Source organism: Ramlibacter sp., assembly GCF_035554825.1.
Classification (GTDB): Bacteria; Pseudomonadota; Gammaproteobacteria; order Burkholderiales; family Burkholderiaceae_C; genus Ramlibacter.
This window is the reverse complement of the sequence record NZ_DATMHS010000045.1, coordinates 22500-38772: the sequence shown is the minus strand read 5'-3', so window position 1 is coordinate 38772 and position 16273 is coordinate 22500. Positions and strand designations below refer to the sequence as shown.

Sequence of the window (16273 nt, the reverse complement as noted above, 5' to 3'; positions counted from 1 at the left end):
CTCGGCCTGCAGCTGCAGGCTCTTGCGCATCCGCGCCTCGACCCCGCTGTAGTGGTCGCACACCGGCAGGAAGCCGGTGCTGGCCTGCGCGCCGAGAAGGAACTGCCGCGGATGCTGCACTGCGACTGCGGACAGGCGGTTACAGCAGGTGGGCGACGCCGGCCTGCTCTTCCTGCAGCTCCTTCAGCGTCTTGTTGATGCGCTCCTGGCTGAACGCGTCGATCTCCAGGCCCTTGATGACCTCGTACTTGCCGTTGGCCGTGGTGACCGGGAACCCGAACATGATGTCCTTCGGGATGCCGTAGTCGCCGTTCGACGGGATGCCCATCGTGACCCACTTGCCGTTCGAGCCGAGCGCCCAGTCGCGCATGTGGTCGATGGCGGCGTTGGCGGCCGATGCCGCCGACGACAGGCCGCGCGCCTCGATGATGGCGGCGCCGCGCTTGCCGACCGTGGGCAGGAAGGTGTTGGCGTTCCATTCCTGGTCGTTGATCATGTCCTTGATCGCCTTGCCGTTGGCGGTGGCGAAACGGTAGTCGGCGTACATGCTGGGCGAGTGGTTGCCCCACACCGTCAGCTTCTCGATGTCGCCGACGGCCACCCCGGTCTTGGCCGCGATCTGCGAAGCCGCGCGGTTGTGGTCCAGGCGCAGCATGGCGGTGAAGTTCTCGCGCGGCAGGCTCGGGGCGCTCTTCATGGCGATGTACGCATTGGTGTTGGCCGGGTTGCCCACGACGAGCACCTTCACGTTGCGGCTGGCCGACTTGTCGAGCGCCTTGCCTTGCGCCGTGAAGATCTGGGCGTTGGCGGCCAGCAGGTCGGCCCGCTCCATGCCCGGCCCGCGCGGGCGGGCGCCCACCAGCAGCGCGTAATCGACGTCCTTGAACGCGGCGACCGGGTCGGCATAGGCTTCCATGCCGGCCAGCAGCGGGAATGCGCAGTCCTGCAGTTCCATCATCACGCCCTTGAGGGCCTTCTGCGCCTTTTCGTCGGGAATCTCCAGCAGCTGCAGGATGACCGGCTGGTCCTTGCCCAGCATCTCGCCCGCGGCGATGCGGAACAGGATGGCGTAACCGATTTGACCGGCGGCGCCGGTGACGGCGACTCGGACAGGCTTCTTGCTCATGGGAAATCTCCAAAACGAGAGTGGGGGAACTGGTCCGCTCGAAGGGGTCGAAGCCTTCTGGGCGACAACCCGCTGGGAGCCCGTCAGTTTACCCGTACAAACCCTGACCGGTCAATTTGTCTTGTATCTTATATAAGATTAAGATGGCGTTTTGACCCGATGGCGCGGCGGGACTCGCCCCCGACCCCGCCACGCAGCACTGACGAACGGAACCGATGGCCCATCTGCCCCCTCCTCTGCCTGGGCCCGGCTCGGCCGCGGCCGAGCCCGCGACGCCGGGCACGCCGGCGTTCAGCCCGCTGTACCAGCAGATCAAGGCGCTGATCCTGGAGAGCCTGCAGGCCGGCGAATGGAAGCCGGGCGAGGCGATCCCCAGCGAGATGGACCTGGCGGTGCGCTTCCGGGTGAGCCAGGGCACGGTCCGCAAGGCGGTGGACGAACTGGCCGCCGAGAACCTGCTGCTGCGCCGCCAGGGCAAGGGGACCTTCGTCGCGACCCATTCCGAACAGCAGGTCCGCTACCGCTTCCTGAAGCTGATGCCCGATGCCGGCGACCTCGCCGCCGAGGGCCAGCCGCAGCGCGAGGTGCTCGAATGCCGGCGCCTGCGCGCGCCCGCCGACGTGGCGCGCTCGCTGGCCCTGCGTGCCGGCGACGCCGTGATCCAGGTGCGGCGGGTGCTCTCGTTCGGCGGCGTGCCGACCATCCTCGAGGACCTCTGGTTGCCCGGCGCGCCGTTCAAGGGGCTGACGGCGCAGCAGATGACCGGCTACCACGGCCCCACCTACGCGATGTTCGAAGTCGAGTTCGGGGTGCGCATGGTGCGCGCCGAGGAGAAGATCCGCGCCGTCGCGGCCGACCCGAGCCAGGCCGAACTGCTGCAGGTGCCGCGCCACAGCCCGCTGCTGAGCGTCGAGCGCGTCGCGTACACCTACAACGACGTGCCGATGGAAGTGCGCCGCGGCCTGTACCGCACCGACACCCACCACTATCGCAACGAGTTGAGCTAGCGCAAACGTTTCGGGCGCTAGCGCGAAAGCGTGCGTGAGCTGCCTCAAACACCTGCGCGCCGTAGTGTGGCTGAGCACGAACGCTGCGTTGCAATAGAATTTTGCGTTACGCATCGCGCAGCCCCGAGTGCTGCGACCCCATCCAGAAAGAGACCGCCATGGCAGAGATCGCGAAGAAGCGCCCCGAATTCCGCAACATCAACTTCTTCCGGGACCTGCCAAGCTACCGAATGCCGCCCTCGGCGATCGTCTCGATCCTGCATCGGGTGAGCGGGGTGCTGATCTTCGCCCTGCTGCCCTTCATCATCTGGCTGTTCGACACCTCGGTGTCCTCCGAGCTGTCCTTCGCGCGCTTCCGCGCGGCCTTCGAGACCGGCATCGGCTTCGTGCCCGGCGTGCTGGTCAAGCTGGTCGTGCTGGCCCTGCTCTGGTCCTACCTGCATCACCTGTTCGCCGGCCTGCGCTTCGTCTGGCTCGACGTGAGCCACCATTCGGTGAACAAGGAATTCGGCCACAAGTCGGCGCGCGGCGTGCTCGCCGTCAGCCTGGTGCTGACGCTGCTGCTGGGCGCCAAGCTGTTCGGTCTGTACTGATTTCGAGGGGAACAACACAATGGCTGTGAATTACGGATCCAAGCGCCTGGTCGTCGGCGCCCACTACGGCGCGCGCGACTGGCTGGTGCAGCGCGTGACGGCCGTCCTGATGGCGCTGTTCACGCTGCTGGTGATCGCGCAGGTGGTCTTTTCGCGCGGGCCGGTCGGCTACGACCGCTGGGCCGGCATCTTCGCGTCGCAGTGGATGAAGGTCCTGACCTTCACCGTGATCGCGTCCCTGCTCTGGCACGTCTGGGTCGGCATGCGGGACGTGTGGATGGACTACGTCAAGGCCGTGTGGCTGCGCCTGTCGCTGCAGGTCTTCACGATCGTGTGGCTCGTCGGCTGTGCCGGCTGGGCGATTCAAGTGCTCTGGAGACTCTGAACCCGATGACCTATACCTCCAACAACATCGCGCGTCGCAAGTTCGACGTCGTCATCGTCGGGGCCGGCGGGTCCGGCATGCGTGCCTCGCTGCAGCTGGCGCGCGCCGGCCTCAACGTGGCGGTGCTTTCGAAGGTGTTCCCGACCCGATCGCACACGGTCGCCGCGCAAGGCGGCATCGGCGCCTCGCTCGGCAACATGAGCGAGGACAACTGGCACTATCACTTCTACGACACGATCAAGGGCTCCGACTGGCTCGGCGACCAGGATGCGATCGAGTACATGTGCCGCGAGGCGCCCAAGGTCGTCTACGACCTGGAGCACATGGGCATGCCGTTCGACCGCAACCCCGACGGCACGATCTACCAGCGCCCCTTCGGCGGCCACACCGCCAACTACGGCGAGAAGCCGGTGCAGCGCGCCTGCGCGGCGGCCGACCGCACCGGCCACGCGATGCTGCACACGCTGTACCAGCAGAACGTGCAGGCCAAGACCAGCTTCTTCGTCGAATGGATGGCGCTGGACCTGATCCGCGACGCCGAGGGCGACGTGGTCGGGGTGACCGCGCTGGAAATGGAAACCGGCGACCTGCACATCCTGGAGGCCAAGACCACGCTGCTGGCCACCGGCGGCGCGGGCCGCATCTTTGCCGCCTCCACCAATGCCTTCATCAACACCGGCGACGGCCTGGGCATGGCGGCGCGCGCCGGCATTCCGCTGGAAGACATGGAGTTCTGGCAGTTCCACCCGACCGGCGTGGCCGGCGCGGGCGTGCTGCTGACCGAAGGCTGCCGCGGCGAAGGCGCGATCCTGCTCAACAGCAACGGCGAGCGCTTCATGGAGCGCTACGCCCCGACCCTGAAGGACCTGGCGCCGCGCGACTTCGTCTCCCGGTCGATGGACCAGGAGATCAAGGAAGGGCGCGGCTGCGGTCCGAACAAGGACTACGTGCTGCTCAAGCTCGACCATCTGGGCGCCGACACCATCCACAAGCGCCTGCCCTCGGTGTACGAGATCGGCGTCAACTTCGCCAACGTCGACATCACCCGCGAGCCGATTCCGGTGGTGCCGACCATCCACTACCAGATGGGCGGCATCCCGACCAACATCCACGGCCAGGTGGTGGTGCCCAAGGGCGACAGCCCGAATGCGGTGGTCAACGGCCTGTACGCGGTGGGCGAATGCTCCTGCGTGAGCGTGCACGGCGCCAACCGCCTGGGCACCAACTCGCTGCTGGACCTGCTGGTGTTCGGCCGGGCCGCCGGCAACCACATCGTCGAGTTCACCAGCCAGGCCCGCTCGCACAAGCCCCTGCCCGCCAACGCCGCCGACGCCACGCTGGAACGGCTGAACCGGCTGGAAGCGGCCGGCAGCGGCGAATATGCGCAGGACGTCGCCAACGACATCCGCGCGACGATGCAAAAGCACGCCGGCGTGTTCCGCACCCAGGCGATGATGGACGAAGGCGTGCGCCAGATCGCGGCGATCCGGGAACGGGTGGCCGCCGTCGGCCTGAAGGACACCTCGCGCGTCTTCAACACGGCGCGGATCGAGGCGCTGGAAGTGGAAAACCTGATCGAATGCGCCCAGGCGACGATCGTGTCGGCCGCCGCCCGCAAGGAGTGCCGCGGCGCCCACACCGTCAGCGACTACGAGCGCCCGGCCGACGACCCGGTCGCGCCGCTCGGCCGCGACGACGCGAACTGGCTGAAGCACACGCTGTGGCACAAGGAAGGCAACCGGCTGTCGTACAAGCCGGTGCAGCTGAAGCCGCTCACGGCGGATTCGGTGCCGCCCAAGGTCCGCACCTTCTGACAGCCCGGCGTCCGAACCCTCACAGATTCTCACCATGCAAAAGCGCACTTTCCAGATCTACCGCTACGACCCCGATAAGGACGCCAAGCCGTACATGCAGACCATCGAGATCGAGCTCGAAGGCAATGAACGGATGCTGCTGGACGCCCTGATGAAGCTCAAGGCCCAGGACCCCTCGCTGTCGTTCCGCCGTTCCTGCCGGGAAGGCGTCTGCGGCTCGGACGCGATGAACATCAACGGCAAGAACGGGCTGGCGTGCCTGACCAACATGCGCACGCTCAAGGACCCGATCGTGCTCAAGCCGCTGCCCGGGCTGCCCGTGATCCGCGACCTGATCGTGGACATGACCCAGTTCTTCAAGCAGTACCACTCGATCAAGCCTTATTTGATCAATGACAATGTGCCGCCCGAGAAGGAGCGGCTACAGTCGCCCGAAGAGCGCGAGGAGCTCAACGGACTCTACGAATGCATCCTGTGTGCCAGCTGTTCGACGGCATGCCCGAGCTTCTGGTGGAATCCGGACAAGTTCGTCGGGCCGGCCGGCCTGCTGCAGGCTTATCGATTCATCGCGGACAGCCGCGACGAGGCGACGAGCGAGCGGCTGGACAACCTGGAAGATCCATACCGCCTGTTCCGCTGCCACACGATCATGAACTGCACCGACGTGTGTCCCAAGGGCCTGAGCCCCGCGATGGCGATCGGCAAGATCCGGGAATTGATGGTTCGCCGCGCGGTCTGACCGCTGCACTGGAAGCAACGACGATGAGTGACCGGCCCCCCCCTGCCGCAGACGCCTGCCACGCCGGCGCCGCGCCCGAGCCGGACCGACTCATCACTGCGGGAGAGCTGAGCAAGCTCAAGTGGCGCTGCCGCCGCGGCCTGCTCGAGAATGACATCTTCCTCGAGCGTTTCTTCGAGCGCTTCGAGTCCGCGCTGACCCTGCGCCAGGCGCAGGCGCTGGGCCGGCTGATGGAACTGGGCGACAACGACCTGCTGGACCTGCTGCTGAAGCGGCGGGCGCCGCAGGGCGACATAAATACAAGCGAAGTGATACAAGTGCTGGAGATGCTGCGCACTCGAGGCGCATCGCCGGATGTTGTGCAAGGAAAACTCTAGGAAGACCATATGAAACTCGCTGACAACAAAGCTACCCTGTCATTCAGCAACGGCAGTCCTGCTGTCGAGTTGCCCGTGTATCACGGCAGCGTGGGGCCGGATGTCATCGACATCCGCAAGCTCTATGCCCAGACCGGGATGTTCACGTACGACCCGGGCTTCCTGTCGACCGCCGCCTGCCAGTCGGCGATCACGTACATCGACGGCGACAAGGGCGAGTTGCTCTATCGCGGCTACCCGATCGAGCAGCTCGCCACCAAGTGCGACTTCATGGAGACCTGCTACCTGCTGCTGTACGGCGAGCTGCCCGACGCGGAAGGCAAGAAGAAGTTCGACCGCACGGTGACCATGCACACGATGGTCAACGAGCAGATGCAGTTCTTCCTGCGCGGCTTCCGCCGCGACGCGCACCCGATGGCCGTGATGACGGGGCTGGTCGGCGCGCTTTCGGCCTTCTATCACGACAGCACCGACATCAACAATCCCCAGCATCGCGAGATCGCCGCGATCCGCCTGATCGCGAAGATGCCGACGCTGGTCGCCATGGCCTACAAGTATTCGATGGGCCAGCCGTACATGTACCCGCAGAACGATCTCTCGTACACCGAGAACTTCATGCGGATGATGTTCGCGACCCCCTGCGAGGACTACAAGCCCAACGACGTGCTGGTGCGGGCGATGGACCGCATCTTCATCCTGCACGCCGACCACGAGCAGAACGCGTCCACCTCGACGGTCCGCCTGTGCGGCAGCTCGGGCACCAATCCGTTCGCCGCGATCGCGGCCGGCGTCGCCTGCCTGTGGGGTCCGGCGCACGGCGGCGCCAACGAGGCCTGCCTGAACATGCTGGGCGACATCCAGGCCCAGGGCGGCGTCGAGAAGATCGGCGAGTTCATCAAGCAGGTCAAGGACAAGAATTCCGGCGTCAAGCTGATGGGCTTCGGCCACCGCGTGTACAAGAACTACGACCCGCGCGCCAAGCTGATGCAGGAAACCTGCAAGGAAGTGCTGGGCGAGCTGGGCCTGGGCAACGACCCGCTGTTCAAGCTGGCGATGGCGCTCGAGAAGATCGCCCTGGAAGACGAATACTTCGTGTCGCGCAAGCTGTACCCGAACGTGGACTTCTACTCCGGCATCGTGCAGCGCGCGATCGGCATCCCGGTGTCGCTGTTCACCGCCATCTTCGCGCTGGCCCGCACGGTGGGCTGGATCGCCCAGCTCAACGAGATGATCAGCGATCCCGAGTACAAGATCGGCCGGCCGCGCCAGCTGTTCACCGGCGCCACCAAGCGCGACGTGAAGGCGATCTCGCAGCGCTGACCGGCGGCCGGGCCGCGCCCACGACGGGCGCGGCACCCGCCTGGACCGAAGCCCGCTCCGGCGGGCTTTTTCATTGCCGGGCCGGCAGGGCGGTCATCGCGCACCGAGATGACCAACCGCATCCCCTCATGGGAGAATCCGCACTCGCCATCGCCGGATGCGATGACTTCCCGCCATGCAGCCCGCCTCCGAACGCAGCTTTCCGCGCCGCATCGACCTGACGTCGCTGCAGCTGTTCGTCGCCGTGTGCGAACTGGGCAGCATCGGCAAGGCGGCGGAGCGGGAGTACATCGCGCCGTCCGCGGTCAGCAAGCGGCTCTCCGACCTCGAGGGCACGCTGGACACCACCCTGCTGTATCGCCACACGCGCGGCGTCGACTTGACGCCGGCCGGCGAAAGTCTGCTGCACCACGCGCGGTCGGTGCTGTTCAGCCTGGAGCGGATGCAGGGCGAGCTCAGCGAATACGCCAACGGCATCCGCGGCCATGTGCGCGTGCACGCCAGCATTTCGGCGGTGGTGCAGTTCCTGCCGGAAGACCTCGGCCGGTTCGCCCGCGAGCATCCGCAGGTGAAAATCGACCTGGAGGAACACCTGTCCACCGAGGTGCTGCGGGCGGTGCAGGAAGGCGCCGCCGACCTGGGCATCTGCAACACCGCGGTGCTGATGCCCGGCCACACGCTGCAGATGCGCCCCTACCGGCGCGACCAGCTGGTGCTGATCGTGCCGCGCGCCCACCCCCTCGCCGCCCGCGGCGAGATCGCCTTCGAGGACACCCTGGACGAGGACCACGTCGGCCTGCATGCGAACAGCTCGATCCGGCTGGCGATGCGCGACGCCGCGGCCGCCCGCGGCCGGGCGCTGCGGCTGCGCATCCACGTGACCGGGCTGGACGCGATGTGCCGCATGATCCACAACGGGCTCGGCGTCGGCGTGATGCCGCGCCGCGCGTTCGAGCTGATGCACGGGGTGGGCGAACTGGCCTGCCTGCGCCTGACCGACGACTGGGCCGAGCGCCGCATCGATCTCGTCGCCCGCGACTTCTCCACGCTGCCGGTGACCAGCCGCCTGCTGGCGCAGCACCTGGCCGCCGGCGACGGCGACGGCGACGGCGACGGCGACGGCGACGGCGACGGCGACGGCGACGGCGACGGCAACCATTCTTCGACCACCGAATAAAATTCGCGCAACAGGAAGCACCATGGGACGCACCCTCTACGACAAGATCTGGGACGAGCACGTCGTCCACACCGAGGAGGACGGCACGGCCATCCTCTACATCGATCGCCACCTGGTGCACGAAGTGACCAGCCCGCAGGCGTTCGAAGGCATCCGGCAGGCCGGCCGCAAGGTGTGGCGCGTGAGCTCGATCGTCGCGACGGCGGACCACAACACGCCGACCACCGGCTGGGAACTGGGCTATGACGGCATCACCGACCCGATCAGCAAGGAGCAGGTGACGACGCTGGACAAGAACCTGGCCGAGTTCGGCGCCGCGGCCTACTTCCCGTTCCTGTCCAAGCGCCAGGGCATCGTGCACGTGATCGGCCCCGAGCAGGGCGCCACCCTGCCCGGCATGACGGTGGTCTGCGGCGACTCGCACACCTCCACCCACGGCGCTTTCGGCGCGCTGGCGCACGGCATCGGCACCAGCGAGGTGGAGCACGTGATGGCCACCCAGACGCTGCTGGCCAAGAAGATGAAGAACATGCTGGTGAAGGTCGAAGGCCAGGCCGGCCGCGGCGTGACGGCCAAGGACATCGTGCTGGCCGTCATCGGCCGGATCGGCACCGCCGGCGGCACCGGCTACACGATCGAGTTCGCCGGCTCGGCGATCCGCAGCCTTTCCATGGAAGGCCGCATGACGGTCTGCAACATGGCGATCGAGGCCGGCGCCCGTGCCGGACTGGTGGCCGTGGACGACAAGACCATCGAGTACGTCAAGGGCCGGCCGCTCGCGCCGACCGGCGTCGAGTGGGCGCAGGCGGTGGCCTACTGGCGCACGCTGCATTCCGATCCCGACGCCAAGTTCGACGCGGTCGTCGAACTCGACGCCACGCAGATCGTGCCGCAGGTCACCTGGGGCACCTCGCCCGAGATGGTGCTGCCGGTCGACGCGCGCGTGCCGGACCCGGACAAGGAAAAGGACCCCGGCAAGCGCGATGCAATCGAGCGCGCACTGGCCTACATGGGCCTGGAGCCCGGCAAGCCGCTGGCCGACATCTACGTCGACAAGGTGTTCATCGGCTCGTGCACCAACAGCCGCATCGAGGACATGCGCGAGGCGGCGGCCGTGGTGAAGAAACTGGGCCAGAAGGTCGCCAGGAACGTCAAGCTGGCGATGGTGGTGCCCGGCTCCGGCGTGGTGAAGGAACAGGCCGAGCGCGAAGGCCTGCACGAGATCTTCCGGGCCGCCGGATTCGAATGGCGCGAGCCGGGCTGCTCGATGTGCCTGGCGATGAACGCGGACCGGCTCGACCCCGGCGAGCGCTGCGCGTCCACCAGCAACCGCAATTTCGAGGGGCGCCAGGGTGCCGGCGGCCGCACCCATCTGGTCAGCCCGGCCATGGCCGCCGCCGCCGCGGTGCACGGGCATTTCGTCGACATCCGCCAATTCGCCTGAAGAGGATCCTTGCCATGAAAACCATCGCCACCCTGCTCGCCTTCTCGTTCGCCCTGCTGCTGGCCGGTTGCGGCACCATCCGCGGCGCCGGGGAAGACATCCAGAAGGCCGGCTCCGCCATCGAGAACGCGGCGAAGAAGAAGTGATGCGCACAACCGCCTGAGGACCATATGCAGAAGTTCACCGTGCACCAGGGCCTCGTCGCCCCGATGGACCGCGAGAACGTCGACACCGACGCGATCATTCCCAAGCAGTTCCTCAAGTCGATCCGCAAGACCGGCTTCGGGCCCAACCTGTTCGACGCCTGGCGCTACCTGGACCCGGGCGAGCCGGGCCAGGATCCGGCCCAGCGCAAGCCGAATCCGGATTTCGTGCTGAACCAGCCGCGCTACCAGGGCGCCTCGATCCTGCTCGCGCGCAAGAACTTCGGCTGCGGGTCCTCGCGCGAGCACGCGCCGTGGGCGCTGGACCAGTACGGCTTCCGCTGCGTGATCGCGCCCAGCTTCGCCGACATCTTCTTCAACAACTGCTTCAAGAACGGCCTGCTGCCGCTGGTCCTGACCGAATCGCAGGTGGAGCGGCTGTTCACCGAAGTGGCTGCCTTCCCCGGCTACCGGCTCACAGTGGACCTCGAGCGCCAGGTCGTCGTGCTGCCGCAGGGCGACGAAATGGCGTTCGACGTGCAGCCGTTCCGCAAGTACTGCCTTCTCAATGGCTTCGACGACATCGGACTGACGCTGCGCCAGGCCGACACGATCCGCGCCTTCGAGGCCGAGCGCCTCGCGACCAAACCCTGGCTGGCGCACACGCTGTAAGTACCAACTCAACCCAACAGCCGAACGCAGAGGGCGCAGAGAGTTCGCAGAGAGCGCAGAAGGAGACCAGGTCAGTGTTCTTTCCCGTCTCCTCTTCTGCGTCTTCTGCGTGTCCTTTGCGTCCTGTGCGTTCGGCTGTTGGGTTGTCCCCCCCGAAAGAGCACACATGAAGATTGCAGTCCTGGCCGGCGACGGCATCGGCCCCGAAATCACCGCAGAAGCCGTCAAGGTGCTGCAAGCCCTCGACCTGAAGTTCGAGATGGACAGCGCCCTCGTCGGCGGCTGCGCCTACGACGCCCACGGCCATCCGCTGCCGGAGGCGACACTGAAGCTGGCCAAGGAAGCCGACGCGGTGCTGTTCGGCGCCGTCGGCGACTGGAAGTACGACAAGCTCGATCGGCCGCTGCGCCCCGAGCAGGCCCTGCTGGGGCTGCGCAAGAACCTGGGGCTGTTCGCCAACTTCCGGCCGGCCATCTGCTACGAGCAGCTGGTCGGCGCCTCCAGCCTGAAGCCCGAACTGATCGCCGGCCTGGACATCCTGATCATCCGCGAGCTGACGGGCGACATCTACTTCGGCCAGCCGCGCGGCCGCCGCAGCGCCCCCGACGGGCATTTTCCCGGCAGCGAAGAAGCATTCGACACCATGCGCTACTCGCGCCCGGAGATCGAGCGCATCGCGCACGTGGCCTTCCAGGCCGCCCGCAAGCGCGGCAAGCGCGTGACCAGTGTCGACAAGGCCAACGTGCTCGAGACCTCGCAGCTATGGAAGGACGTCGTCACGGAGGTCGGCAAGCAGTATCCGGACGTGGCGCTCGATCACATGTACGTCGACAACGCCGCCATGCAGCTGGTGAAGGAGCCCAAGCGTTTCGACGTGGTGGTGACGGGCAACATGTTCGGCGACATCCTGTCGGACGAAGCGGCGATGCTCACCGGTTCCATCGGCATGCTGCCCTCGGCGAGTTTGAACGAGCGCAAACAAGGCCTCTACGAGCCGAGCCATGGCAGCGCCCCGGACATTGCCGGCAAGGGGATCGCCAACCCATTGGCTACAATACTGTCTGCCGCCATGATGCTCCGTTTCTCGCTCGAACAGCCCGAAGCCGCCGACCGGATCGAATCCGCGGTGAAGGACGTGCTCGCGCGCGGCCTGCGCACGGCGGACATCGCTTCCGAAGGCACGAAACGGGTCGGCACCCGCGAGATGGGCGACGCCGTCGTCGCCGCCATCACCAAGAAGACAACCAAGGGCTGACCACAGCTCCGGTTCGTTGCGCGCCTCCCCCGGCTCCGACGAGCCGGAGGGCAAAAAGTTTGATGCACAACTTTTGACAAGGCGGGACTCATGAAATTCACGAACGGACAACAACCGCTGGTCGGCCTGGTCGGCTGGCGCGGCATGGTCGGCTCGGTCCTGATGGACCGGATGCAGGCGGAAGGCGACTTCGGCCTGATCGAACCGGTCTTCTTCTCGACCTCCAACGCGGGCGGCACGGCCCCGGCCCAGGCGAAGAACGAGAACAAGCTGAAGGACGCCTTCGACATGGAGGCGCTCAAGCGCTGCGACGTCGTCATCACCTGCCAGGGCGGCGACTACACCACCGAGGTGTTCCCCAAGCTGCGCGCGGCCGGCTGGAACGGCCACTGGATCGACGCTGCCTCCACGCTGCGCATGAAGGATGACGCCGTGATCATCCTCGATCCGGTCAACCTGCCGGTGATCAAGAACTCGCTGGCCAAGGGCGGGCGCAACTGGATCGGCGGCAACTGCACCGTCAGCTGCATGCTGATGGGCGTCGGCGCGCTGTACAAGGCCGGCCTGGTCGAGTGGATGACCACCATGACCTACCAGGCGGCATCGGGCGGCGGCGCGCAGCACATGCGCGAACTGCTGACCCAGTTCGGCACGCTCAACGCCGAGGTGAAGGATCTGCTGGCCGATCCGAAGTCCGCCATCCTCGAGATCGACCGCAAGGTGCTGGCCAAGCAGCAGGCACTCACCGCGGAAGAGATGACCAACTTCGGCGTGCCGCTGGGCGGCTCGCTGATCCCGTGGATCGACAAGGACCTGGGCAACGGCGTCTCGCGCGAGGAATGGAAGGGCGGCGCCGAGACCAACAAGATCCTCGGCCAGGGCCCGGGCTTCGGCTCCGCCGCCACGCCGGTCGACGGCTTCTGCGTGCGCGTCGGCGCAATGCGCTGCCACAGCCAGGCGCTCACCTTCAAACTGAAGAAGGACGTGCCGGTCGCCGACATCGAACAGATGATCGCCGCCGACAATGCCTGGGCGAAGGTGGTGCCGAACACGCGCGAGGCGACCCTGAAGGACCTGACCCCGGTGGCCGTCACCGGAACGCTGTCGATCCCGGTCGGCCGCATTCGCAAGCTCGCAATGGGCCCGGAATACGTCGGTGCGTTCACCATCGGCGACCAACTGCTGTGGGGCGCCGCCGAGCCGCTGCGCCGCATGCTGCGCGTGCTGCTCGAAGCCTGAGCATCGCCCCCGCTCCCGCCAGACAACGGCCTGTAATCTCCGGTTACAGGCCGTTGTCTCATCACCACATGGCGAAGCCGGTAACCATCGGCGGCTGCCCGGGCCGGAAGTTAACAGGTGTCTCAGCTTGTCACTCTAAAGCGTTGATGTTATGGTCCTTTTAGCAAATCAAGCCTCGAGGCGTTTGTTCGCATGATGAGAAGAAAATGCCAAGGAGACGCGGCAGTGGCGGCGCCCGCATCCACCACGAAACCGAGCTGGCGAGCCACCACGCTCGCAGTGGCGACGGCCGCGTTGCTCGGAACCGTTTCGTTGGACGCCGGTGCCCTGGCACTTGGCCGAGTGACCGTCCAGTCCGCCCTGGGCGAGCCGCTGCGCGCGGAAATCGACATCGCCGAGATCACCCCCGAGGAGCTTGCCAGCCTGAAGGCCAACGTCGCTGCGCCCGACGCCTTCCGGGCCGCCGGACTTGAATACAGTCCCGCGCTGTCCAACGTGCAGGTGGTCCTGCAGCATCGGGCCAACGGGCGTCCCTTCCTGTTGTTGACCAGCCCGCGGCCGGTCAACGACCCGTTCATCGACCTCATCCTGGAGACCCGCTGGGCCTCCGGCCGCATCGTGCGCGACTACACGATGCTGTTCGACCCGCCGCAGACCCGGCAGGCGGCAGCAGCGCCAGCCAGCCCGCTGCCACCCGTCGCCCAGCCCGGCGCACGGGCGGCCGCACCTTCGGCCGCTCCCGCTGCGGCGGCCCGCCCGGCCCCGGCCACGCCTGCCGCCCGCGCACCGGTCACGGCCAGCGCGCCGGCACCGACGCCCGCTGCGGCGAGCGCCCGACCCGCCGAAGCCCAAGCCGAGCAGGTGACGGTGCAGCGCGGCGACTCGGCCGGCAAGATCGCCGCGGTCCACAAGCCGCCGACGGTCTCGCTCGACCAGATGCTGGTGGCCCTGCTGCAGGCCAATCCCGAGGCCTTCGTGGGCGGCAACGTCAACCGGCTGCGCGCCGGCGCCGTGCTCCAGGTGCCGACCGCGGAGCAGGCGTCGCAGGTTTCGGCCGCCGAGGCCAGCCGCACCATCGTCGCCCAAAGCCGCGACTTCAACGAATTCCGCCGCCGGCTGGCCGAAGGGCTGCAGGCAGCGCCGGTGGCGCCCTCGGAGCGCCAAGCCTCGGGCAAGGTGCAAGCCGAGGTGCAGGACAAGACCGCCGCCGCGCCGACGCCGGACAAACTGACCCTGTCCAAGGGCGCGATGCAGGGCAAGACGGCCGAGGACCGGATCGCCACCGAGCGCCAGGCGCAGGACGCCGCGACCCGTCTGGCCGAACTGGACAAGAACATCGCCGAGCTCAACAAGCTGCAGAGTTCGACCGCGACGTCCGCGGCCGCGGTCAAGCCGGCCGCTTCCGGTCCCGCCGCCGGCACCGCGGCGCCCCAGATTCCCGTGGCGACGACGACCTCTGCGGCCGCCAGCGCCGCAGGGGCCGCGGCCTCGGCCCCTGCCGCGGCATCCGCTGCATCCGCATCCGCGCCGGCGGCCGCCGCATCCGCTTCCCTCGCTGCCGCGCCGGCGTCGGCCGCTCGCCCGGACGCCGCTGCTTCAACGCCGGCGAAGCCCGCCACGGTCGCCAAGAAGCCGACACCGCTGCCGGTGGAGGAGCCGAGCCTGCTGGACGACCTGCTCGAGAATCCGCTGATGCTCGCCGCGGGGGGCGTCGCCCTGGCCGGTCTGCTCGGGCTCGGTGCCTACCGGCTGCGGCAGCGCAAGAAGTCGCCTCAGGTCGACAGCTCGTTCCTGGAAAGCCGGCTGCAGCCCGACTCGTTCTTCGGCGGCAGCGGTGGCCAGCGCATCGACACGGCCGAAGGCGGCGCCACCGGCTCGTCGATGGTGTACTCGGCCAGCCAGCTCGATGCCGCCGGCGACGTGGACCCGGTCGCCGAAGCCGATGTCTACCTCGCCTACGGCCGCGACCTCCAGGCGGAGGAAATCCTCAAGGAAGCACTGCGCATCACACCGCAGCGGGTGGCGATCCACGCCAAGCTGCTGGAAATCTATTCCAAGCGCCGCGACGCCAAGGCGTTCGAGGTCACCGCGACCGAGGCCTACAGCCTGACACGCGGCGAAGGCGTCGAGTGGGAACACATCTGCGACCTCGGCCGCGAACTGGATCCGAGCAACCCGCTGTACAAGCCCGGCGGCACGCCGAGCGCATTCGCCGGCGTCGGCGGGACCGCCGGCGCCGCCGCGGCGCTGAACGCACTCGATGCGCCTGCCACGACCTCGCCCGACCTCGACCTGGACCTGGACTTCTCGTCGGGCGAGGAGGGAACGCCGGCAGGACCGCAGTCCACGGCCGTGCACCTCCACGCCGCGCCCGAGCCGGCCCAGGGGATGGACCTGGAATTCGAGGCGGCGCAGGCCGATGCCGCTGCCGAAGCCAGGGCCGCGTCGGAGGGCCCGGACACGGCGGCGGAGCCGGATTCGGAAGCACCGCTGGCATTCGAGCTGCCGCCAATCGACGAGCTGCAGGCCGCACAGGCGCCGGCCATCGCGCCGCTGCCGATGCGCGCCGCCGCGCCCGAGGCGGCTGCCGAGGACCAGGGGTTGACCTTCGACCTGGACGCGGCGCCTGCGGCCACGGCCGAAACGCCCGTCGCAGCGGCGCCGGTCGTCGGCGCGGCCAACGACAAGATGATCGAGTTCGACCTGGACTCGCTCTCGCTGGACCTGGACAGCAGCGCTGCGCCGGCGACAGTCGAGGGCTCGCCCGCCACGGCGTCCGACGACGTCCTGAGCACCCAGGGCCTGGAGGAGGACGCGAGCACCGACCCCTTGGCCACCAAGTTTGCGCTGGCTCAGGAGTTCAACGCGATCGGCGACCCCGACGGCGCCCGCAGCCTCGCCGAGGAAGTGCTGGCCGAAGCTTCGGGCGAGCTCAAGAACCGCGCCCGGAAGTTCCTCGCGGAAATCGGCTGACCGCGCCGC

The 16273-nt window shown here is 67.7% G+C and carries 15 protein-coding genes and 1 pseudogene; 14 read left to right on the top strand and 2 right to left on the bottom strand.

From position 1 onward, the window contains the following. Both VNT59_RS05095 and VNT59_RS05090 read right to left on the bottom strand, forming a co-directional pair. Positions 1-135 (bottom strand): annotated as a pseudogene (locus VNT59_RS05095) (CoA ester lyase); the annotation flags it as partial. A gap of 4 nt (positions 136-139) precedes the next feature. After that, positions 140-1126: a malate dehydrogenase gene (locus VNT59_RS05090; RefSeq protein ID WP_325497238.1), complete on the bottom strand. Its 987-nt coding sequence runs from the start codon at positions 1124-1126 to the stop codon at positions 140-142. A 215-nt stretch (positions 1127-1341) separates the two neighbouring features. Here VNT59_RS05090 and VNT59_RS05085 point away from each other — a divergent pair, with 215 nt between their 5' ends. The 14 genes from VNT59_RS05085 (at position 1342) to VNT59_RS05020 (ending at position 16264) form a co-directional block, all read left to right on the top strand. Beyond that, positions 1342-2133: a GntR family transcriptional regulator gene (locus VNT59_RS05085; protein ID WP_325497237.1), complete on the top strand. Its 792-nt coding sequence runs from the start codon at positions 1342-1344 to the stop codon at positions 2131-2133. 158 nt (positions 2134-2291) lie between these two features. Next, on the top strand, positions 2292-2726 hold the full coding sequence (gene sdhC, locus VNT59_RS05080; RefSeq protein ID WP_325497236.1) for a succinate dehydrogenase, cytochrome b556 subunit: 435 nt from the start codon (positions 2292-2294) through the stop codon (positions 2724-2726). Positions 2727-2745: 19 nt separating this feature from the next. Further along, positions 2746-3111 (top strand): succinate dehydrogenase, hydrophobic membrane anchor protein, encoded by a 366-nt coding sequence (gene sdhD, locus VNT59_RS05075; protein WP_325497235.1) that lies wholly within the window; start codon positions 2746-2748, stop codon positions 3109-3111. Between the two features lie 5 nt (positions 3112-3116). Then, a complete protein-coding gene (sdhA, locus tag VNT59_RS05070; RefSeq protein WP_325497234.1) occupies positions 3117-4925 on the top strand; it encodes a succinate dehydrogenase flavoprotein subunit in 1809 nt (602 codons plus the stop codon). Positions 4926-4959: 34 nt separating this feature from the next. Next, the gene (locus VNT59_RS05065; protein WP_325497233.1) at positions 4960-5664 is read left to right on the top strand and encodes a succinate dehydrogenase iron-sulfur subunit; all 705 of its coding nucleotides are present in this window, start codon (positions 4960-4962) and stop codon (positions 5662-5664) included. Positions 5665-5687: 23 nt separating this feature from the next. Beyond that, positions 5688-6041 (top strand): succinate dehydrogenase assembly factor 2, encoded by a 354-nt coding sequence (locus tag VNT59_RS05060; RefSeq protein WP_325497232.1) that lies wholly within the window; start codon positions 5688-5690, stop codon positions 6039-6041. A 9-nt stretch (positions 6042-6050) separates the two neighbouring features. Beyond that, positions 6051-7361 (top strand): citrate synthase, encoded by a 1311-nt coding sequence (gene gltA / locus VNT59_RS05055; RefSeq protein ID WP_325497231.1) that lies wholly within the window; start codon positions 6051-6053, stop codon positions 7359-7361. 175 nt (positions 7362-7536) lie between these two features. Beyond that, positions 7537-8538 carry a LysR substrate-binding domain-containing protein gene (locus VNT59_RS05050; RefSeq protein WP_325497230.1) on the top strand — a complete coding sequence of 334 codons (1002 nt, stop codon included), beginning with the start codon at positions 7537-7539 and terminating at the stop codon, positions 8536-8538. Between the two features lie 22 nt (positions 8539-8560). Further along, a complete protein-coding gene (leuC, locus tag VNT59_RS05045; RefSeq protein WP_325497229.1) occupies positions 8561-9982 on the top strand; it encodes a 3-isopropylmalate dehydratase large subunit in 1422 nt (473 codons plus the stop codon). Positions 9983-9996: 14 nt separating this feature from the next. Beyond that, the gene (locus VNT59_RS05040) at positions 9997-10128 is read left to right on the top strand and encodes an entericidin A/B family lipoprotein (RefSeq protein ID WP_325497228.1); all 132 of its coding nucleotides are present in this window, start codon (positions 9997-9999) and stop codon (positions 10126-10128) included. 24 nt (positions 10129-10152) lie between these two features. After that, complete coding sequence (gene leuD, locus VNT59_RS05035; RefSeq protein WP_325497227.1) at positions 10153-10797, top strand: 3-isopropylmalate dehydratase small subunit; 645 nt, start codon at positions 10153-10155, stop codon at positions 10795-10797. 166 nt (positions 10798-10963) lie between these two features. Then, positions 10964-12052: a 3-isopropylmalate dehydrogenase gene (gene leuB / locus VNT59_RS05030; protein ID WP_325497226.1), complete on the top strand. Its 1089-nt coding sequence runs from the start codon at positions 10964-10966 to the stop codon at positions 12050-12052. Between the two features lie 90 nt (positions 12053-12142). Next, the gene (gene asd / locus VNT59_RS05025; protein ID WP_325497225.1) at positions 12143-13291 is read left to right on the top strand and encodes an aspartate-semialdehyde dehydrogenase; all 1149 of its coding nucleotides are present in this window, start codon (positions 12143-12145) and stop codon (positions 13289-13291) included. A 192-nt stretch (positions 13292-13483) separates the two neighbouring features. Beyond that, positions 13484-16264: a FimV/HubP family polar landmark protein gene (locus tag VNT59_RS05020; RefSeq protein WP_414708342.1), complete on the top strand. Its 2781-nt coding sequence runs from the start codon at positions 13484-13486 to the stop codon at positions 16262-16264. Positions 16265-16273 lie beyond the last annotated feature (9 nt).